This is a genomic window from Selenomonas sp. FOBRC9 (assembly GCF_000287655.1).
Taxonomy (GTDB): Bacteria; Bacillota; Negativicutes; order Selenomonadales; family Selenomonadaceae; genus Centipeda; species Centipeda artemidis.
Genome location: NZ_ALJR01000044.1, coordinates 1 through 18005 on the forward strand (window position 1 = coordinate 1; position 18005 = coordinate 18005).

Consider the following 18005-nt stretch of genomic DNA (forward strand, 5'->3'; position numbering starts at 1 on the left):
TAGAAGATCCGATTTACAGACTTTTCTTCACAGACTCAATAAATGAAAAATCGTATTATTTTTCTTATCACAGCATGTTTGCTGAGCGTTTCTATAGCCTTTTTATACCGATTTCCTTTTAGAATTGAAGACCCTTGGAATAGCCTATATGTGGGATTCTTTCGCTATGAGATGCCGTTTAGTCAGCGTATGTTATGGGATAAGGGTAAATCGGTTTCATTGGAATCATTTTGTTTTTCTTATCGCTATGAGTATCCCTATATTTATACTTATGGTGCAAGTGGGTATACTAAACTGTGTATTTCTCCTTTCAGAGAATACGTAGAAAAAGTCGTGAATAGCGCATATTATAAAAATAATCCGGAACTGTATGGGAGTAATGCATATAGTTCGTTAGAGGAATTACAATGCGCATATGGAGATAAATTACGAATAAAAATGAACCTAGAAGACCTATCTAGTGAAGATCAAAATATTTTTCTTGAACTCAAAAAAGAGGCAGAGGAGACGCCGATGAAAATGGAGTACTATTTGAACCGATATAATTACGACGAAAACAAATCTAGAGAGGTGATAGAAACGTTAAAACGGTTGTAGAAAAATATGAGAAAATATAATGAACTTACTTTCATTCAAACTTTGCAGGAAATAAATATCTATGACAAAGCAAATAACAGATCAAACATATAAAACTTCCTAAGACCTATTGATGTCAAAGTCCCGACATTGGAGCCTCCTACAGCACGAGCAGCAAGGGGCTTTCCTACCGTAAATTCGCGGATGGCACATACGGCGCAGGAGAAGGCTACAACATGAAAGGGCTCACGCCCGTTCTTTCCGTCGCCGCCAAAGGCGATGCAGCAAGCACAACCAAATCTGCCATTGCCCCGGGCAGTATTGACGTGCGCGAGCATCTGAATCAAGAACGCTCTGCTCTCGGTAGAGACACAGCAAAATTAATAAAAATTAGAAGCTGTAGTAAATGGTATCGGATATATGGTAGGTCTTACGGACGGAAACGTCGGTCAATTTTACATACCATCATTTGGAGGCGCCGCATGTTCATATGCAAATCATTCTTATTGGATCTTCGTTGTACGATATTAGATCTAGACAATATAGACCCTACAATCTTCACAGAAGTAACGGATATCGAAGGGATTAGAAAAATTGCTCAGTATGTTGACAAAGAATACCTGGAAGGTGCGATTTTACTAAGTTACTATGATGATCCAATATTGTCGTTTAGTGATTGGGATCCTATGGTATCTCTTTGGATATATTTTGCTATGGCCGTAGAAGAAATTTTAAATACCGGAGAAGCTCACTTCTGTATGCCGGACCACCCGGGGGATCTATCTTTCAAAGAACACCCGCGCGGCTTCATAAAGCTTCATACCGATTGGAACGATAAACGATATTGGCTGCCGGAAAAAGAGTTTCTGACCACACTGCTGCAAGGTGCAGTTGAATTTTATGAAGCGACGGATATAGCTTTGCGCCTGCAAGGAAAGTATCTTCCTGAACTAAACTACTGCAACGAACTACTTAAAAAGGTGCAGGAGCGCTTTCAGTGGGGCTATCATAGCTATCTTAGTTTCGCTAACGAATAAAATTCAAGAACGAGATTTCGGGAGGCATCGACAGTGAAGAACCGACACTGCAATCTCATCTCCTATATCCTTGCAGCAGGCGTGTTGCTTTTAGGTATATTTATTGCCTTTTTCATCTATCAAGAGACGGCGCCCAAAGATTATGTCGTGATTACCTCTCCCCTATTTGATAAAGAATCACGCGATGAAGGTCGTACATGGTTCCAAAAAGAAGAAGCTGGTGAGAGTATTACGCTGGACACCGTACAAGATTTTCTTGAAACGGGTGAGTACCTGCTTGTTCAAGGAGGTATCGGCACCTGGATCATTCACCTGTATGATCGTACGGATACATTATATAATCCTGCGTTGACAGATGAGGAGATTCGCGGGATCAATCAGGGGATCGCCGATCGTGACCGACATCATCTGAGTGCGATTGAACGCCTGCATTCCTATGACGGCTTATATCGCGCCCTCTTAAAAAGGCAAAACCAACTTCATGGACGATTGAATATTGTCAATCATACGGAGCAGCTGTCGGAAGCGGAGCAAAAAGCACATGAAAAATTTTTGAAGGAAACGAACAATGCGCAGGGAGAGTTCTTTTATGGTCCCTATCAGGATCCTCTGTTCTATTTGAAGATATGGCTGCGGAGGAAGATTGGGGGACAATAAGTTTTTATCCCCCTTGCAAGAGGAAGGGCTATTCGCTTGAATAAAGGAAAAGGAGGCGGCGCACGATGAATTACATTGCATCGGTCGATGGGAAATTATTTTGTTTGAACCGCTAGGAGTATCAGAGATTTGCAGAGGAATTTGCGGCGGGGACGCTCGATCTCGGCAAGTATGCGGACAAAACGATTCCGCATATCGAAAAGAGCCATTTCACATACACCCAAACGCAAAAGACATATCACATCGTCGTCAACGGCATGCCCTTCGATGTGCCGGCGCGGAATTTTGAGAGCTTTTCGGAGGCGGAATGCGCGTCGATGGCTGCGATTGCACGGGCGCCGCAGCCGCTCGCAGAGACGGACGGCTTCGGCTTTTCGTCCGATTACGAGCTGCTCGGCGATATGTATGACGACGAATATTTCCCGGATTTCCTCGTCGATAAGGTGAAAGCGCAGCTGCTCAAATTGGACGAATTTCTTATGAGCGGTGTGAAGGACATCGATCCCATCCAGGCGAAGCTCGACGAGATCGTCAACCCCATCAACGATTTGGAGGAGGAGTTCGAAAAGCACGACAGCGAGATCGAGACGGCGGCACGCGAGAGCATCGCGGAGGGCGTCGAATACATCCTCAAGAAGCACGGGATCGACATCGATATTGAGGAAGCGATCCGCGAACGCGACCGGTAGGCGTATCTCCCGGGGATTTCGCGCACGCCCCCGACGACGCGGACTGCGCGCTCAGCTGACAACATCGTATCCAAACAAAAAACTGCCGCAAACGGAACGCAGTGTTCCGATGCAGCAGTTTTTTTATATCTACACGCGCCGTTTGAGACGCGCAAAGAGGAAAAAGGAAATATGCGCGATAAAGGCGGCGAGGAGGATGCCGAGTCCGAAGAGGAGGATCACGCCGAAGCCGATCCCCTGTCCATGATCGCCCGGCGAGAGGTGACTCAGCTCATGGGAGACAACTGTCCACAGGGCGAGTGCAATTGATCCGCCGATCCCGAGGAAGAGCCCCGGCGGGATGAGAAGATAGGTCAGCGGGCGCCCTGCGTCGCGCAGGCGGCGCGCAGCGAGAGAAAACTGCGCGGCAAGCGGCGCGAGGTAGAGCAGTCTGAGGAGGAATGCTGCCAGGCGGAGGCGCTCCGCGTCCGTCTCCGCAGCGAGACCGTTCTCTAGGAGCAGCAACAAGATCAGCACATCTACCACGACAGACAGTACAAGGAGCACGCCGATCACGAGCAGGGAGCCGATCACATAGGGCTTTGGCGCGATCGTCCCGCGAAAGGAAAAACAGAGTGCGAGCAGCTCGCGTAGTTTTTGCATGTCATATTCCTTTGACGATAGAAAGACGGCGATAGGAAGATGATACCGTGTTTTATGATAAATGTATAAAACCGGAAATCAGTGTGCCGCAGAGTCGGTATCATTCCTCGCTGTCTGCCGCATGCGTACGCGGCTCATCCAAAATCCAACCGCACCGATACCGAGTACCGTAAGGATCGGCACGACGCCCATGGATTCATCCGCGGCGGTCATGGCGCGCCCATGTTCCCGATGGAACGCGAGCATCTCATCCACCGCATCAACGTATTTCGCAAAGCCGACGGCATAATGCCCCGCCGCCGCATCCGCACGCATCGCGTCCTCCGCGTACTGTCTCCCGTAGCCGCAGGAAATGCGCTCCCGCATAGCGCTGTCGGCGCCGACGATCTGCGTTTTGATATCATCCGCGACGAGCAGGAGAATCGTCCCGCCCGGTGTTCCTCCATAGTACTTTTCGATGACCGCATCCACGTAGGTGTCCGGCGCCTGTCCGTGAATGCTCTTTTGCGTACCGACGACAATCCGTACGCCGTATTTTTCCTCGAGCGCCGCAATCTTTTCCGCGAGCATCCGGCGCTCCGTCGGGGAGAGCAGATGCGCCCTGTCAATCACACTTGGCGTCGCCGCGAACGCTGCGCTTGCGGAAAAAAGCGTGCAAAAAAATATCGACAGCGCACTCATCACCTTTTGATAATTTCTCACGTGCTTCCCTCTCCATAAAAAACACACGATGAACCCTACGTCGACGAAGCGTTCGACGAAAATGACGACGCTAGGCGCGAAAATCCCGCATCACGCCTATATACAGAAAAAGACTCCCGACATCCTCGGGAGCCTTTTATTCGCTTCAAATGGAGCTGATTATAGGACTTGAACCTACGACCTGCTCATTACGAATGAGCTGCTCTACCAACTGAGCTAAATCAGCATTGCTAAGTAAGTATATCCAAAAACCCCCATGCTGTCAACCCTGCGCATCAATATTTTTCGATACATCCGCCGAAAATTCAACGTCTCCCTAATGCATTTTTCAACGCGGTTTAATGAATATTTGAAAGAATACGCTTGTAATGAATAGAGAGCGGGGCTTTGCGCCCCATACCCCGGGAGTGAACGATATAATGATACAAAAACTATGCGGCGCTGTCATCGCCGTCTTCTTTGTCCTCTGCATGACCCTGCCCGGCACGGCAGGCGCCACGGCGCAGATCATCGAGGCGGACGGCGTATACACCATGGGCGACAACGATTCGCCGAAGATCGCGCGCGATGCGGCGCGGCAGGAGGCGATGCGCTCCGCGACCGAGCAGGCGGGCGTCTATGTCGAGAGCTATACAGAGACGCAGAACCTCACGCTCACAAAGGATGAAGTGCGCATGGTCGCAGGCACAGTTCTGCGCGTTTTACAGGAGAAAGCAACGCCGGAACTCATCGGCGACGCATGGCGCTACAGCGTGCACCTCGTCTGCGAGGTGGACACGGCAAAGGTCGATCTCGCATCGCTCGCGTCAAATAAGGCGGAGATCGCGCGTCTCCAGAAGGAGCGCGATGCGCTGAAACAGCAGAACGACGACCTCCTCGCCCGCTACGAACGCGCGCAGGGGACGGAGAAAGCGGCGATCGGCATCCAGCTCGAGGAGAGCTACACGCTCGGGCGCGTCTTTGACGAAGCGGCGGCGATGATCCAGCGCGGCGAGGAACGCCGTGCGATTGGAGAACTCTCGCATCTCATCGACGATCCGCGCGTTACGGGCAGCCCGCGCGCATATGCCTATTACCTGCGCGGACGCGCCTACTATGAACTGCACAGCGATGATCTCGCCCTCGCGGACTTTTCCTCCGCGGACCGCACCCCGCATACGGACGACCTCTATCCCATCTGGCGCCTCCATCAATACCGCGGGCGCATCTATTACGAGAAAGAACGCTATGACGATGCCGCCGCAGAGCTGCGTCTGGCGTGGGACGCCTCGGACAAGACGGACGACGAGCTCTGGATGAACCTGCGGCGTGCCGAACAGCGTGCGGATCAGGAGCGCCGCCATATGGAGCGCGGCGACGGCGGCGCGCGGCGCGGCATCAACTGGACACAGGTCATCACCGAGATCATCCGGGGATCAATGCAGCAATCGCAGGGGGAGTAAATCATGGGCAAGCGACTGCTCTTTCTGCTTTGCCTGACGCTGGCATCCTTTTGCAGCAGCCCCGCATCTGCCGCGCCGCAGACCATCACCGCCGAGGGTACCTGTATCGTCGGTGACACCGACGCGCCCAAAGACGCCCGCGATGCCGCACGCAAAGAGGCGCTGCGCGCGGCGACCGAGCAGGCGGGCGTCTACGTAGAGAGTTATACCGAGGCGAAAAACCTCACCCTCACCAAGGACGAGGTACGCGTTGTTGCGGGCAGCATTCTGAAGGTTCTCCGGGAGGAAGCCATTCCCGAGATCGTCGACGGCAAGACATGGCAGTACCGCGTCCGTCTCACCTGTACCGTGGACACAGACGCGGTGGACGTCGCGTCCCTCGCGCATAAAAAGGAGGAAATCGCGCGTCTTGAGCAGGAGCGCGATGCGCTCCGCGCACAGAACAGTGCCATGCGCCTGCGCGAGCAGGTCGCAAAGAACGCCGCTGACGCCGCGCGCGGATCGCGGCTCGAGGACGCCGTGCCCTACAGCGACATCTTCGACGAGACGCAGCGTCTGATCGATGCGGGCGAATCCGCTGCAGCGGTACAGGAGATCTCGCGTCTCATCGGCGATCCCCGCGTCACGGGCGATGCGCTCGCCTACGCGCACGTTCTGCGCGGGCGCGCATACTACGATCTGGGCGACGACGAGAATGCCGTGCGCAGCTTTGCCGCCGCAGACGAGGTGGCGCAAGAGAGCACCGTCTATCCCCTGTGGCGCGGCGATCAATACTATGGTCTCATCTGCGAACGTCACAAGAAATACAAATGGGCCGCCAAATTTCTCCGGCGCGCATGGGAAGCCTCCGATAAGACGGATACGGAACTTTCCGCGCAGCTCGAACGCGTCGAAAAACGCGTCAAAAAACACAGCGGTGCCAATATCATCGGCAATGCCATTGGCGGTATCTTCCGCGGACTTGCTGCTATAGTAGGAATCGGCTAGATAACATGGGTCATATATCCTAAATTTGACACAAATGTTTTATTCATAGTATACTAAGTTTATCATTTTTTTATGATCAATGGGTCGGACTCTCTGCCGGCCAAATGTTTCACTGTACGATTGAAGGAGGATCTTCATGTCTCAGCATTCGATGCGTCGTGCCCTCTCCGTTCTCGCCACCCTAGGGATTCTCTGCGCCCCTCCCCTTCTCATGACCGGCTGTCTTGGCGGGAACTCCGCCGAGAAGGCCGGCTCTGCGGTCTCCGGCGTCACATCCATGCTCGCGGGCGACTCCGTGGAGAGCAAGACGGCGGCGCTCGCGCCCTATGTCGAGGCAACGAACAGCTACAACGACAGCGCCGTTACCTTCGCCTTCAGCTATGATCCGAGCCTTCAGAGGATGCGCAGCGGCGAGCAGGTGGATAATATCTCCGTGCCGAGCTTTGACCGGCTGCTCGAGGCACTTGAGAAGGCACGTGCGGACAAATCAACCGACGGTGTCTTCAAGGACGTCGACGAAGCCGCCGACGGCGTCATCGCCGTACTGAAAGACCTCGCGCCGCTCGCGCAAAAGATGGACAACTACTATTCAGCCAAGACCTATATGACGGACGGCTACAAAGGCGGCACGGAAATGATCGCCCAGTATCTCCCGCTCTATGACAAGTTCGAAGCCGCCTATCAAAAACTCGACGACGCCGTTTCCGTCCACCACAAGGAACTGCGTACCGCACAGCTCGAGCAGATGCGCAAAGACGGCAAACCCAACGCCGCGAACTTCATCGAAGCAACCATGAAGGTGCGCGACCTCGTCGATATGCTCGACCATGAACCGGTTGATCAGGCGGCGGCGGAGGCAAAGATCGGCGAGATCACGAACCTCGTCGGACAGCTCCCCGATACGAGCGAGACCAAGTCGTACAAGCGTGACGTCAATACCTTCATCGGTACGTTCCGCAGCTACCTTGCAGGCAAGGAAAAGAGCAATGAGGTCATCGACGACTTCAACGACACTGTGAACACCTCCAACCGCGTCGACCTCAACGAACTCGACGGCGGGAAGAAGTAACACACCTGCGAAAACAAAATCCAAAAGAGACGACCGCACTGCATTCGGCGCAATGCGGTCGTCTTTTTTGCACAGTAAAAACCCCGGCGATGCTTACCGCCGGGGTTCTCTCTATGCGCCGAAGCGCTTTTTGGTTTAGGCGAGCGCCTGCGTCTCCACGGTCTGCACCTCGATCTCCTTAATAGAGACCGGATATGCCGTGCCGGAGACGATCGCCTTCTTGTCAATGACGTTCTGGAGACAGCTCGTGACCTCCGCCTTCGTGAGGTCGTCCTTCGGGTCGGCAAGGCTCATCGTAATGGTCTTGCCGCTCGTGAGTCCGAGCGTCATGCGCAGCTTCTTCGTTTCCATCGTGCGTTCCTCCTTTCTTCTCATTCATTGTTCGGTCAACCCTCGAGGACTGCCGAATCCGTGCGCATTACGGTTCCGAGACCGTGCTTTTGCAGCCCCGCGAAGCCCTTGCCGATGGCGAGTGCATCCTCGTCGGTCAGCGCAGGCGCGAGGTTGCCGATCGAGCGGTTCGCGTAGGTGTTCTTGCCCGTCGCGTCAACGCCCGTTGCAACCTTCAGCGTGAGTCTGCTCGTCGCATTCTTGCGTGCCATGGAAATCAACTCCTTTCTCTTCGTTCTCGTAAGCCTTACACCCGTGTACCTGCCGGCGCTCAAAAAAAGAGGAGTCGTTGTTAAAAATTTTCTTTACATAAGAACATATTTTCTATATAATATTAATCAGAAAGAAACAGGTGATCCAATATACATGTGCTCGCCGCCGTATGATCTCGCCAATCATGCGCGGCAGCCGGAGAAAGGAGATCCGAATATGAATTTTTCCAAAAGAGAAAAACTGATGCAGTGCCTGCCCCCGGCGGCGGACATTCTGGCAGTCGTTCCGGTGACGGGTGCAGACGGCGGAAACCAAACGCACATCTACCCCGTCGCGGGCGGCAGTTTTCCTCTCATCGCCGCGGCAGAATATGTGCTCTCCTGTTTGGCGGAGCGCGAAGACAAGGATCTGCGGCTCATCCGCCGCAACGCGGGGCGCCAACTCGCACGGCGGCGCAACATCCCGCTGCCCATCGACATCGGCTGCGTCCTCATCCCCGTGATGATGCGCCCCGTGGACGGGCGGCGCGGTACGCTCGGGTATATCAATATTTCACACGACCATGTCATCGCGCCGGGCAAGGAACAAGGCGCGGACATCCTGCTGCTCAGCGGCGACGTTGTGCGCGCGCTTTGGCAGGCGCCCACCATCGTACAGATGCGGAACGAGGCGCGCGGCGTCCACTGGAAGATGATCGTCACGGAGCGCCGCCGACTCTCTGTCGTGGAGGAATATGCCTGTACCGGCACGCTGCATTGAATCCTGTATGGCGCCGCGTCCAATACGACAGGAAACGCTTGCATTTTTCTCACCTCCATTGTATGATAACGATACATAACACCGGAGGATACAATATGCAGATTTCAAGTCGATTTACCATTGCCGTGCACATTCTCATCTGTATTGACGTCTTTGGCGATACGGAAACCGAGACCAGCGAGTCCCTTTCGGGGAGCATCGGCGCGCATCCCGTCGTCATCCGCCGCATTCTCGGACAGCTGCGCCGCGCGGGTCTGATCCGCGTCATGCGCGGGCGCGAAGGCGGCGCATACCTCATGCGCCCACTCTCCGAGATCACGCTCGCGGATGTCTTTCACGCGGTCGAGAGCCTTGGGGGCGACACGCTGTTCAGCTTCCACGAGAACCCGAACCCCGCCTGCCCCGTCGGACGCAGCATCCACGATGTCCTCGACAACCGGCTTGCGGACATCCAGCGTGCCATGGAGCGCGCCATGGAGGGGATGACGCTCGCGAACATCGCAGAGGATGCGCGGCAGGAGATAAAGCGCACGGCGCAGGCGTAACCAAATGAAGTGGATCAGCCACATAACGCTCTCCGGAGTGGTCTCCTACGCGGCAACGCAGGATCCGCTCCCTGCTGCGGCGGCAGCTATCGGTGCCGTCTTCCCCGACAAAGTGGAGGGGACGCCCGGCTCCGTCGGCTGGAAGTCGTGGCGCAGCCGCCACCGCGGATGGTCGCACTGGCCGATGCTCTACATCGCCCTTCTCGGCATACTATCGCACACAGCGGGATATTTCTTCTACGATGCCGCTTTCTTCTCCATCCTTCGCTGGATGCTGCTCGGCGCGCTCATGCACATCGCCGAGGATGCCGTCTGCGGCAAAGTCCCGTTCCTCCTCCCGTCCCAAAAAATCGGTGTACGTCTCTTCACCGTCGGTTCCTTCCGCGAGTATCTCTTTGTGCTCGGGTGTATCGCGCTTGTGTATGCCGCCTCCACTCTCCACGGCGATCTCTAAGCGCATGAATAACCTTATTATGATATAAAAATTCCCGCACAGACGCGATCTGTGCGGGAATTTTTTCCCCATCGTCCGTACTGCGTCTTTGCCGGCTATGCTATAATGGCAGTAATATAGACGCCAACACAGGGGGATCCTATGGAACAAAAAAATTTACTGCCGGAGAGCAGCCGATTTTTCAACAAATTATTGCTCGTGCTCCTCTGCTCCATTGCATTCGCCGCAGCCGTCAATCACTATGAGGCGACCGCCCTCGTACTGCGCTCTATCCTGCAAGTGCTCTATCCAATCTTTGTGGGCGTCGCCTTTGCCTTCGTCCTGAGCATTCCGCAGGAGGCGTTAGAGAAGATTCTCGGCCGGCATCGGCAAATGCGGTCACATGCAAGAAGCATTTCGATTGCGCTCTCACTGACGGGCGGCATCATCATGCTCTTTCTCTTCGCAAACGCCTTTATTCCGCAATTCATTCAAACACTGCGCGGTTTTGGAACGGCACTGCCGGAGGCGCTGCATGAGGTCGCGGCGGCGCTCAGCGGCGTTCCTACGCTGCAAAAATACGTCGTTGAACTCGAGTCTGTGGACTGGAACCAAATGATGCAGCGTGTGCAGGAATATCTCGCGAGCGGACAGACAGAAGCGGTCTACAGCGCCGTCCATACAACTGCGGAGTTTGTTACAACGATGGTCGAGACGTTCGTCGGCATCATCCTCGGCATCTATTTCCTCGGCACAAAGGAAATGCTCACGCGGCAGATGCGGCAAATGCTCTATGCCTTCTGCACACGAAAAAATGCCGACCGCATCGCACATATCGGCGACGTCTTCCGGCAAAAATTTTATGCGTTTGTCTGCGGTCAAATGCTCGATTCCTTTATCTTTATGATGGGACTCTTCACCGGGATGATTCTGTTCGGCATCTCACATGCCGCGATGGTCTCCGCCATCGTCGTCTTTACCGGGCTGATACCGATGGTCGGCGGTGTCATCGGCGGCGCGATCGGCGCAGTCTTCATCTTTGTCGAATCACCGACACAGGCGCTCATCTTCATCATCCTCCTCATTGTCCTGCATCAGATCGACAGTAATTTCATCTATCCCCGGATCATGGGGCGCTCGCTCGGGCTGCCCGAAGTATGGAGCTTCATTGCGATCATCGTCGGCGGCGGACTCTTCGGCGTTCTCGGGATGCTGCTCGGTGTCCCCGTCTTCAGCGCCGTCTATACGCTGCTCAGCGAGTATACGCGCAATCGCCTAAAGGAAAAGGAACATATGCCGGAGGATGATCAGCAGTAAAAGTGATCGCCAAGCATGTCCCATTCCTCTAATACCATATATTTTTTATTATTTATCGATATTTTTATTTATTTATTGTAATTTATTTTATCAAAAACAATTCCATTAATAAAATCGCCTGCGGTACGGATTTCTCCGGTTCTGCAGGCGATTTTTCAGTTCCTCATTGTATCTCCGCCCGGTCACTTGGGCGGTATTTTATTTTTTGCTCGCAACCGCAATGTAGGAGAACTCCTTATTGTGGTCGAAGAAGAAGTTGAACATCTTGCGGAAGCGGTCGATGTTCTCCAGGCGCAGCCCGTTGCGGATGATCTTCATCGCACCGTCGAATCCCTCGTCGCGCACGAGTCCGGCAGGATCGAGTAGGGTCATGTCGCCCGTCTGCACCTCGGGGGCAAAGCCTGCTTTTTCAAACAGCCCTGTCCACATGTCCTTTGTCAGCGGATCGACGTTGACGCCGATGGCACGGGAGATCCCCGCGCGCAGCTCCGCCGCGTGCTCCTCATCCCGTGCGCGCAGGGCGACGTCATGCGTGAGGAGGATGCCGCCCGGACGCAGGACGCGGAAATATTCGCCGAGCGCGACGGATTTCTTCTCGCGCGGGAGCATGGTCAGCATTGCCTCGTTGATCACAACGTCGAACGACGCGTCGGGGAACGGCAGCGCGAGCGCGTTGCCCTCGACAACGTCGATGACGTCCTGAAGTCTGTGTTTTTCGATATTTGCACGCGCCTTCTCGAGCGCCTTCGGATTCATATCGAGCCCTGTGATGCGGCAGCCGTGGAGTTCGGCGAGCGCAACCATGGTCGTCCCCATGTTGCAGGCAACCTCGAGCACGCGCGTGTCGGCGGTAAAGTCCACATGACTGAGCAGCCACTCCGTCGCCTCGCGTCCCCCCGGGCGCAGACGCGTCTTGCCAAGCCGCGCGAGGAACTCATGTCCGGGTTCGGGTCTTTTCTCTTCCGGCATCGGTATCACTCTTTCTATGTAAATGAAAGTTGTTTTCATCAATAGACATAGTATAGCCGAACCTGGAATATGCTGCTGTTGCTCAAGTTACACATGAGGAAAATACGATTTTTTTATGAAACAACACAAAAAAAGACCGCCGCACGCTGCCTTTCAGGCGGCAGTATGCGGCGGGTCCCCCCATTTCACGCGTATGTTGTCAATGGGCGTCCGAGCTCCATGTGGTCTCTGTAAAGAGATCAAGCGACTCCCCCGGCAGGGCACGTTGTGCCGAGATCTCAAAGGGGATGCGCTGCTGCCGGACGCAGGCGATCGCGAACATATTGAGCGCAGTGGACATATTGATGCCAACGGCGGCGCAAAAACTCTCAAAATTCTTTTTGAGCTCTGTATCCATGCGAATGCTGATGCCGGTCTGTGCCATGTGAACAGCTCCTTTATACACCCGTTACCGGCTATAGCATAGCACATTTCTCATGCAGGTGCAATAGGAAGAGCGGCATTCGCGCGTAATTTTCGCAGTAGATTTGCCTTGCCCTTGCTGACGGCATCGGCGGAAGTGCCGAGAAGATCGGCGATGCGGCGCAGGGTGAGATCGCCGTAATAGTGCAGCGATAGGATTTTCTTTTCCCGCTCGGTCAGGCGATGCATGGCGCGCGTGAGAATGTCATGCAAGAGGAGGCGGCGATCCGCATTTACGCTCGGATCGCTCATCCCGCCGATACGCTCCCATGCGTCCCTGCCGCCCTCATCCTGCTCCGGGTGACTTTCCCGCTCCCACAGGCGGCGCTCGCGGCGGAACGCACCATAGAGCGCCATATGGACGCGGCTTTTGACAAAGCCCGCAAATGGCGCGCCGTGCTTCGGATCGTAGTCGTGCAGTGCCTCCATAAAGGCAAGCTCGGCGATGCTCTCGGCTTCATGCGCAAGCGCCGTGTTCCTGAGATAGGACGCACGCGACTCATTGACGATCAGTCCGCGGTACCGCCCGAGAATCTCTGCCAGTGCCGCCGCCTCCCCGCGCACCGCACGCACAATGAGATGATCCTCCTCCGCCTTTGTCAGCGGCTGATATGCGCGGCGCGCATAGGGATCGCGAAGGATGCTCCGTGTCTCTTCATCATACATTTTTCTACTCCTTTTCAAACAAATGTTTTATTTGATAGGAGTATAGCAGACACCAAGATTCGGTGCAAAACGCGTATCAGCGCGATATGAGAACGATTTGAAATGCTGCGAACGGCGAAGCCGCATCCATTTACTTGACACCTTCCTCCGCGTCAGGCATCTCTTTGAGTTGTAGGATCTCTTGATCGGCATCCCAAAAGACGCCGATTCTGATTGTTTCCCAAGGAGCTTCATACAGCGGTGCACGGATGGTAAGAATCAATTTTTCCATATCGTCGATCCTGTCACAAAATGCGATACGATCGGCAGGCGTCAGCAGCGCCGGCGCGGCGCGATAAAGATCGTCCCGCGCGGCATAGACCGTCCACGCATCGCCGCGTTTGCCGACGATCCAGAATCCTTCGTGAACACTGAACGATCCGCCGTATCCCGCCTGAATCACGAAGAGCTGCAGAGATGGATCCTCCGTATGAACCCCAACAATGTAAAACGGGTAAAGCTGCGCCGCATCGATATCGACATTTCCCCTGCGATCACCCGCAACGAGGCGCAGCAGCTCCTCATCCTCTATGTTCAAAAGGCGCAGCGTATTGCCCTGCTTGATGAAGCGCAGCGGAGGCGCATCCGCAAAATATATGGGCTGCATATCGCCGTCCCGCAGCAAAAAAGGCGCGTAGTCAACCGTCGTCACATGCGATAGAATCCGGGAAGCATCCGCCCGTGCCGCCGGGAGGAAGAGTATATACGCAAGCAGTAAAACCAAGGGTACTAAGAGCAGTTTGTTACGCATAGAATCTCTCCTTTTCGACGGGATCCCGCTTCGCCATGATACCCGGCAATATTAGCATATTTATCTTATAAAATTGCAAGAATAATAATTTGATCTCAATGCGAAAGAATGGTTGATTTCCTGTAGGTGAATCGATACAATTAAATTGGACACATGCATCAATGGAAGGAGGTTCTCATGGATAAAATTGCACAACTCAGAGACATTCTTACCGCGAGCAGGCGCGCTGTCTTCTTTGGGGGCGCAGGGATGTCGACGGAGTCGGGCATTCCGGATTTTCGCAGTGCGGGCGGCATCTACAGCGAGTCGCTGCACAAGGAGTACACACCCGAACAGATGGCGTCGCACTCGTTTCTCATGGCACATCCGGCGGAGTTCTTCGATTTTTATCGATCCCGCTTTGTCTACCTCGCGGCAGAGCCGAACCCCGGACATTATGCGCTCGCGGAGCTGGAGCGCCGCGGCAATCTTGCCGCCGTTGTGACGCAGAACATCGACGGTCTGCATCAGGCGGCAGGGTCAAAGACGGTCTATGAGCTGCACGGATCCATTCGCCGTGCGCACTGCATGGGCTGCGGCGCGCATTACGAGCTCGACTTCATCCTGCATCATCGTCCTGTACCGTATTGCACGGACTGCGGCGGGATTGTCCGTCCGGATGTTGTCCTCTATGAGGAAAGTCTCGACAATGATACGATCGAGGGTTCTATTGCGGCAATCCGCGCTGCCGACACGCTCATCATCGGCGGCACTTCCCTCATCGTTTATCCTGCGGCAGGACTGATCGATTATTTCCACGGGCAGCACCTCGTTCTCATCAACCGTACCGAGACACGCGCGGACGGGCGGGCGGAACTGGTGATACGAGAACCGATCGGCGACGTATTGCACGAAGCACTTCCCGCATCTTAACGGATCTATGAACCTGTTGACGAATTATGATTGAAATGGTAAAATAAAAATACAAAAGGCACTGCCGATATGCGGTCGCCCCTTGTAATCGGAAGAATTATCCGCCTACGAATTGGACGCTCGAGGCGGGTTTTTCTTTTTTATAACTTGATTGCGAGAATCAAGGCGATGAACAGGATCATAAAGATAAAAATCTCATAAATATCCATATCATCACCCCCTCTCAATAAAATGAAAGGGGCAAAGAATGACCGCCTACCGTTGTGAGCAGTGCCTATATGCAGTATAACATAAGAACATATGTAACACAATATAATTTCAAACCAAAAATCAAAGGATCGTACTGCCATTAAAACAAATCGTACTACGATCCAAATGCCCATACCTCTTTCCGCCGCATGGGCGTTTATTGTAATATCCTTCTCTGATGAAGGATTTTTCTAATAGAATGCAAAAAGCGCCCTGCAGGGCGCTCAGTCAACAAAAACGGAACGTGACGATATCAAATATCAAGATTCCTGACAAGCCGTGCGTTCTCTTCGATGAACTGGCGGCGCGGCTCGACCTTGTCCCCCATGAGGATGGTGAAGAGCTCGTCGGCGGCTTCGGCATCCTCGGCGGCGACGCGCAGCATGGTGCGCTCGGAAGGATTCATGGTCGTCTCCCAGAGCTGCTCCGGGTTCATCTCGCCGAGACCCTTGTACCGCTGGATGGTCACGCCGTCGCGCCCGATTTCGTCGAGTTTCTTTGCCTGCTCTTCGTCGGTGTAGGTGTAGAAATGCTTCTTGTCCTTCCGAATCTGATAGAGCGGCGGCTGCGCGATGTAGACGTGCCCGTGGTCGACCAGCGGGCGCATGTAGCGGTAGAAGAACGTCAGCAGGAGCGTGCGGATGTGCGCGCCGTCGACGTCCGCATCGGTCATGATGATGATCTTGCTGTAGCGGCGCTTGCTGAGGTCGAACTCCTCGCCGATGCCCGTGCCGAACGCGGTGATCATCGTGCGGATCTCGGCGTTGGCAAAAATTTTATCAAGGCGCGCCTTCTCGACGTTGAGGATCTTGCCGCGCAGGGGCAAAATGGCTTGGAAGCGGCGGTCGCGTCCCTGTTTCGCCGAACCGCCCGCGGAGTCGCCCTCGACAATGTAGATCTCGCATTGGTCGGGATCTTTGACGGAGCAGTCGGCAAGCTTGCCGGGCAGGCTTGAGACCTCGAGCGCGTTCTTGCGGCGCGTCAGCTCGCGTGCCTTGCGCGCCGCCTCACGGGCACGGGACGCCATGAGCGCCTTATCGAGCACCTTTTTCGTGACGTTCGGATTTTCCTCGAAATACTCGGTCAGTCCCTCGGTGACGATGGAGTCGACGATGCCGCGCACCTCGGAGTTGCCGAGTTTCGTCTTGGTCTGCCCCTCGAACTGCGGCTCGCGCACCTTCAGACTGATGACGGCGGTGAGCCCCTCGCGGACGTCCTCGCCCGAGAGATTGCCGTCTTTTTCCTTCAGCACGCTGAGGCGGCGGGCAAAGTCGTTCGCCGCGCGCGTGAGGGCGATCTTAAAGCCTGCGAGGTGCGTACCGCCCTCCTCGGTGTTGATGTTGTTGACGAAGCTGTAGATGTTCTCCTGATAACTGTCGTTGTACTGCATGGCGATCTCGACCACGGTGTCGTCCTTCACGCCGTTGAAGTAGATCGGCTCCTCATTGATGGTCTCCTTCTTGCGGTTGAGGTGGGAGACAAAGGAGCGGATACCGCCGTCAAAGTGGAACGTCTCGCTGCGTAGCTCCTCGCCGCGCTCGTCGGTGAGCGTGATGGTGATGCCGTGGTTGAGGAACGCGAGCTCGCGCAGGCGGTGTTTCAGCGTCTCAAAGCTGTATGTGGTGACAGTGAAAATCTCCGGATCCGGGACGAAGTGAACGCGCGTCCCGGTGGTCTCGGAGGTGCCGATCTCGTGCAGTTTTTCCGTCGTGTTGCCGCGCGCAAAGGAAATTTCATAGATGTGTCCGTCACGGCGCACCTGTACGTCCATGGAGGAGGAGAGGGCGTTGACGACGGAGACGCCGACGCCGTGGAGTCCGCCCGAGACCTTGTACCCGTCGCCGCCGAATTTACCGCCCGCGTGCAGGACGGTGAGCACGACCTCGACCGCAGGCATACCGCTCTCGTGCATGTCGACGGGGATGCCGCGTCCATTGTCGACGACAGTGATGCTGTTGTCCCGGTGGATGGTCACGGCTACGGTATCGCAGTAGCCCGCGAGCGCTTCGTCGATGGAGTTGTCGACCACCTCATAGACAAGGTGATGCAATCCGCGTTCCGATGTAGAGCCAATGTACATACCGGGGCGTTTTCGTACTGCCTCGAGTCCCTCGAGCACTTGAATCTGCCCCGCGCCGTAGTCGGCGTCGACGGCAGTGACATCCGCGCCCATCTCCTCGGCGGAGATCGCAATCCCCGACAGATCGGGCGCGTCCGCCATCTCGGCGGCTTCCTTCATCTCCTCCGGTGTGAGCGGGCGGACTTCGGTCTGCTCTTCCTGTGTTTCGGGGGATATTTTTTTTGCCATTATTTCCTCTCCTTACGGCATGATACGGGATCTTTATCTATAAAAATATGGATATGAGAGCGTATGAATTGTAAAAACCTACTCCTGCGAAGCGTTCAACGAATAACGACGCTAGGCGCGAAAATCCCGCGTCACGTCTCCCTCACGCCGCAACCTAAGTGAGGCGTCAGCTTTGATGCACAGCTAGGAAT

General features: G+C 54.7%; 21 protein-coding genes and 1 tRNA gene. 12 read left to right on the forward strand and 10 right to left on the reverse strand.

Features of this window, described 5'->3' with window-relative positions; genetic code table 11:
• Nucleotides 1-42: 42 nt before the first annotated feature.
• The 4 genes from HMPREF1147_RS12090 (at nt 43) to HMPREF1147_RS10060 (ending at nt 2959) form a co-directional block, all read left to right on the forward strand.
• Complete coding sequence (locus tag HMPREF1147_RS12090) at nt 43-597, forward strand: hypothetical protein (protein ID WP_156791328.1); 555 nt, start codon at nt 43-45, stop codon at nt 595-597.
• A 215-nt stretch (nt 598-812) separates the two neighbouring features.
• On the forward strand, nt 813-1613 hold the full coding sequence (locus HMPREF1147_RS10050; protein WP_009658825.1) for a hypothetical protein: 801 nt from the start codon (nt 813-815) through the stop codon (nt 1611-1613).
• A gap of 33 nt (nt 1614-1646) precedes the next feature.
• Entirely contained in the window at nt 1647-2270 is a 624-nt protein-coding gene (locus HMPREF1147_RS10055; protein WP_009658805.1) for a hypothetical protein, read from the forward strand.
• A 257-nt stretch (nt 2271-2527) separates the two neighbouring features.
• Nucleotides 2528-2959, forward strand: coding sequence for a DUF5713 family protein (locus HMPREF1147_RS10060; RefSeq protein WP_009658794.1), 432 nt, complete (start codon nt 2528-2530; stop codon nt 2957-2959).
• Between the two features lie 129 nt (nt 2960-3088).
• Here HMPREF1147_RS10060 and HMPREF1147_RS10065 read toward each other — a convergent pair whose 3' ends face one another.
• The 3 genes from HMPREF1147_RS10065 to HMPREF1147_RS10075 all read right to left on the reverse strand — a co-directional run bounded on the left by HMPREF1147_RS10065 (nt 3089) and on the right by HMPREF1147_RS10075 (nt 4529).
• Nucleotides 3089-3601: a hypothetical protein gene (locus HMPREF1147_RS10065; protein ID WP_009658788.1), complete on the reverse strand. Its 513-nt coding sequence runs from the start codon at nt 3599-3601 to the stop codon at nt 3089-3091.
• Between the two features lie 78 nt (nt 3602-3679).
• Nucleotides 3680-4303, reverse strand: coding sequence for a YgcG family protein (locus HMPREF1147_RS10070; RefSeq protein WP_009658848.1), 624 nt, complete (start codon nt 4301-4303; stop codon nt 3680-3682).
• A gap of 150 nt (nt 4304-4453) precedes the next feature.
• A tRNA-Thr gene (locus tag HMPREF1147_RS10075) sits at nt 4454-4529 on the reverse strand.
• A gap of 193 nt (nt 4530-4722) precedes the next feature.
• Here HMPREF1147_RS10075 and HMPREF1147_RS10080 point away from each other — a divergent pair.
• The 3 genes from HMPREF1147_RS10080 (at nt 4723) to HMPREF1147_RS10090 (ending at nt 7801) form a co-directional block, all read left to right on the forward strand.
• Nucleotides 4723-5745 (forward strand): hypothetical protein, encoded by a 1023-nt coding sequence (locus HMPREF1147_RS10080; protein WP_009658881.1) that lies wholly within the window; start codon nt 4723-4725, stop codon nt 5743-5745.
• A gap of 3 nt (nt 5746-5748) precedes the next feature.
• Nucleotides 5749-6732, forward strand: a complete 984-nt coding sequence (locus HMPREF1147_RS10085) for a hypothetical protein (RefSeq protein WP_009658784.1) — start codon at nt 5749-5751, stop codon at nt 6730-6732.
• A 136-nt stretch (nt 6733-6868) separates the two neighbouring features.
• Nucleotides 6869-7801, forward strand: a complete 933-nt coding sequence (locus HMPREF1147_RS10090; protein WP_009658843.1) for a DUF3829 domain-containing protein — start codon at nt 6869-6871, stop codon at nt 7799-7801.
• A gap of 135 nt (nt 7802-7936) precedes the next feature.
• Here the strand turns inward: HMPREF1147_RS10090 and HMPREF1147_RS10095 are convergent, their stop codons facing one another.
• Both HMPREF1147_RS10095 and HMPREF1147_RS10100 read right to left on the reverse strand, forming a co-directional pair.
• Complete coding sequence (locus HMPREF1147_RS10095; protein WP_009658806.1) at nt 7937-8152, reverse strand: DUF2922 domain-containing protein; 216 nt, start codon at nt 8150-8152, stop codon at nt 7937-7939.
• A 35-nt stretch (nt 8153-8187) separates the two neighbouring features.
• Nucleotides 8188-8403, reverse strand: a complete 216-nt coding sequence (locus HMPREF1147_RS10100) for a DUF1659 domain-containing protein (protein WP_009658780.1) — start codon at nt 8401-8403, stop codon at nt 8188-8190.
• 217 nt (nt 8404-8620) lie between these two features.
• Here HMPREF1147_RS10100 and HMPREF1147_RS10105 point away from each other — a divergent pair, with 217 nt between their 5' ends.
• The 4 genes from HMPREF1147_RS10105 to HMPREF1147_RS10120 all read left to right on the forward strand — a co-directional run bounded on the left by HMPREF1147_RS10105 (nt 8621) and on the right by HMPREF1147_RS10120 (nt 11458).
• On the forward strand, nt 8621-9163 hold the full coding sequence (locus HMPREF1147_RS10105; RefSeq protein WP_232208084.1) for a hypothetical protein: 543 nt from the start codon (nt 8621-8623) through the stop codon (nt 9161-9163).
• A gap of 95 nt (nt 9164-9258) precedes the next feature.
• Nucleotides 9259-9708: an Rrf2 family transcriptional regulator gene (locus tag HMPREF1147_RS10110; protein WP_009658858.1), complete on the forward strand. Its 450-nt coding sequence runs from the start codon at nt 9259-9261 to the stop codon at nt 9706-9708.
• 4 nt (nt 9709-9712) lie between these two features.
• Complete coding sequence (locus tag HMPREF1147_RS10115; protein WP_009658814.1) at nt 9713-10162, forward strand: metal-dependent hydrolase; 450 nt, start codon at nt 9713-9715, stop codon at nt 10160-10162.
• Nucleotides 10163-10303: 141 nt separating this feature from the next.
• Nucleotides 10304-11458, forward strand: coding sequence for an AI-2E family transporter (locus HMPREF1147_RS10120; protein ID WP_009658828.1), 1155 nt, complete (start codon nt 10304-10306; stop codon nt 11456-11458).
• A 198-nt stretch (nt 11459-11656) separates the two neighbouring features.
• On the opposite strand, the gene HMPREF1147_RS10125 is transcribed toward HMPREF1147_RS10120, so the two are convergent.
• From HMPREF1147_RS10125 to HMPREF1147_RS10140, 4 genes are all read right to left on the reverse strand, one after another.
• On the reverse strand, nt 11657-12427 hold the full coding sequence (locus HMPREF1147_RS10125; RefSeq protein WP_009658817.1) for a class I SAM-dependent methyltransferase: 771 nt from the start codon (nt 12425-12427) through the stop codon (nt 11657-11659).
• Nucleotides 12428-12626: 199 nt separating this feature from the next.
• On the reverse strand, nt 12627-12851 hold the full coding sequence (locus HMPREF1147_RS10130; RefSeq protein WP_009658889.1) for a type II toxin-antitoxin system RelB/DinJ family antitoxin: 225 nt from the start codon (nt 12849-12851) through the stop codon (nt 12627-12629).
• 50 nt (nt 12852-12901) lie between these two features.
• Entirely contained in the window at nt 12902-13555 is a 654-nt protein-coding gene (locus tag HMPREF1147_RS10135; protein ID WP_009350878.1) for a sigma-70 family RNA polymerase sigma factor, read from the reverse strand.
• Nucleotides 13556-13685: 130 nt separating this feature from the next.
• Complete coding sequence (locus HMPREF1147_RS10140) at nt 13686-14345, reverse strand: hypothetical protein (RefSeq protein ID WP_009658834.1); 660 nt, start codon at nt 14343-14345, stop codon at nt 13686-13688.
• Nucleotides 14346-14522: 177 nt separating this feature from the next.
• Here HMPREF1147_RS10140 and HMPREF1147_RS10145 point away from each other — a divergent pair, with 177 nt between their 5' ends.
• Complete coding sequence (locus HMPREF1147_RS10145; RefSeq protein ID WP_009658785.1) at nt 14523-15257, forward strand: NAD-dependent protein deacylase; 735 nt, start codon at nt 14523-14525, stop codon at nt 15255-15257.
• Between the two features lie 502 nt (nt 15258-15759).
• Here the strand turns inward: HMPREF1147_RS10145 and gyrB are convergent.
• A complete protein-coding gene (gene gyrB / locus HMPREF1147_RS10155; protein ID WP_009658884.1) occupies nt 15760-17814 on the reverse strand; it encodes a DNA topoisomerase (ATP-hydrolyzing) subunit B in 2055 nt (684 codons plus the stop codon).
• Nucleotides 17815-18005: the final 191 nt, after the last annotated feature.

What these genes read in the sequence shown, in the direction of transcription:
- HMPREF1147_RS12090 (WP_156791328.1), top strand. Translation starts at nt 43, where the DNA reads ATGAAAAATCGTATTATTTTTCTTATCACAGCATGTTTGCTGAGCGTT.
- HMPREF1147_RS10050 (WP_009658825.1), top strand. Translation starts at nt 813, where the DNA reads ATGAAAGGGCTCACGCCCGTTCTTTCCGTCGCCGCCAAAGGCGATGCA.
- HMPREF1147_RS10060 (WP_009658794.1), top strand. Translation starts at nt 2,528, where the DNA reads ATGCCCTTCGATGTGCCGGCGCGGAATTTTGAGAGCTTTTCGGAGGCG.
- HMPREF1147_RS10065 (WP_009658788.1), bottom strand. Translation starts at nt 3,601, where the DNA reads ATGCAAAAACTACGCGAGCTGCTCGCACTCTGTTTTTCCTTTCGCGGG.
- HMPREF1147_RS10080 (WP_009658881.1), top strand. Translation starts at nt 4,723, where the DNA reads ATGATACAAAAACTATGCGGCGCTGTCATCGCCGTCTTCTTTGTCCTC.
- HMPREF1147_RS10085 (WP_009658784.1), top strand. Translation starts at nt 5,749, where the DNA reads ATGGGCAAGCGACTGCTCTTTCTGCTTTGCCTGACGCTGGCATCCTTT.
- HMPREF1147_RS10090 (WP_009658843.1), top strand. Translation starts at nt 6,869, where the DNA reads ATGTCTCAGCATTCGATGCGTCGTGCCCTCTCCGTTCTCGCCACCCTA.
- HMPREF1147_RS10095 (WP_009658806.1), bottom strand. Translation starts at nt 8,152, where the DNA reads ATGGAAACGAAGAAGCTGCGCATGACGCTCGGACTCACGAGCGGCAAG.
- HMPREF1147_RS10100 (WP_009658780.1), bottom strand. Translation starts at nt 8,403, where the DNA reads ATGGCACGCAAGAATGCGACGAGCAGACTCACGCTGAAGGTTGCAACG.
- HMPREF1147_RS10105 (WP_232208084.1), top strand. Translation starts at nt 8,621, where the DNA reads ATGAATTTTTCCAAAAGAGAAAAACTGATGCAGTGCCTGCCCCCGGCG.
- HMPREF1147_RS10110 (WP_009658858.1), top strand. Translation starts at nt 9,259, where the DNA reads ATGCAGATTTCAAGTCGATTTACCATTGCCGTGCACATTCTCATCTGT.
- HMPREF1147_RS10115 (WP_009658814.1), top strand. Translation starts at nt 9,713, where the DNA reads ATGAAGTGGATCAGCCACATAACGCTCTCCGGAGTGGTCTCCTACGCG.
- HMPREF1147_RS10120 (WP_009658828.1), top strand. Translation starts at nt 10,304, where the DNA reads ATGGAACAAAAAAATTTACTGCCGGAGAGCAGCCGATTTTTCAACAAA.
- HMPREF1147_RS10125 (WP_009658817.1), bottom strand. Translation starts at nt 12,427, where the DNA reads ATGCCGGAAGAGAAAAGACCCGAACCCGGACATGAGTTCCTCGCGCGG.
- HMPREF1147_RS10130 (WP_009658889.1), bottom strand. Translation starts at nt 12,851, where the DNA reads ATGGCACAGACCGGCATCAGCATTCGCATGGATACAGAGCTCAAAAAG.
- HMPREF1147_RS10135 (WP_009350878.1), bottom strand. Translation starts at nt 13,555, where the DNA reads ATGTATGATGAAGAGACACGGAGCATCCTTCGCGATCCCTATGCGCGC.
- HMPREF1147_RS10140 (WP_009658834.1), bottom strand. Translation starts at nt 14,345, where the DNA reads ATGCGTAACAAACTGCTCTTAGTACCCTTGGTTTTACTGCTTGCGTAT.
- HMPREF1147_RS10145 (WP_009658785.1), top strand. Translation starts at nt 14,523, where the DNA reads ATGGATAAAATTGCACAACTCAGAGACATTCTTACCGCGAGCAGGCGC.
- gyrB (WP_009658884.1), bottom strand. Translation starts at nt 17,814, where the DNA reads ATGGCAAAAAAAATATCCCCCGAAACACAGGAAGAGCAGACCGAAGTC.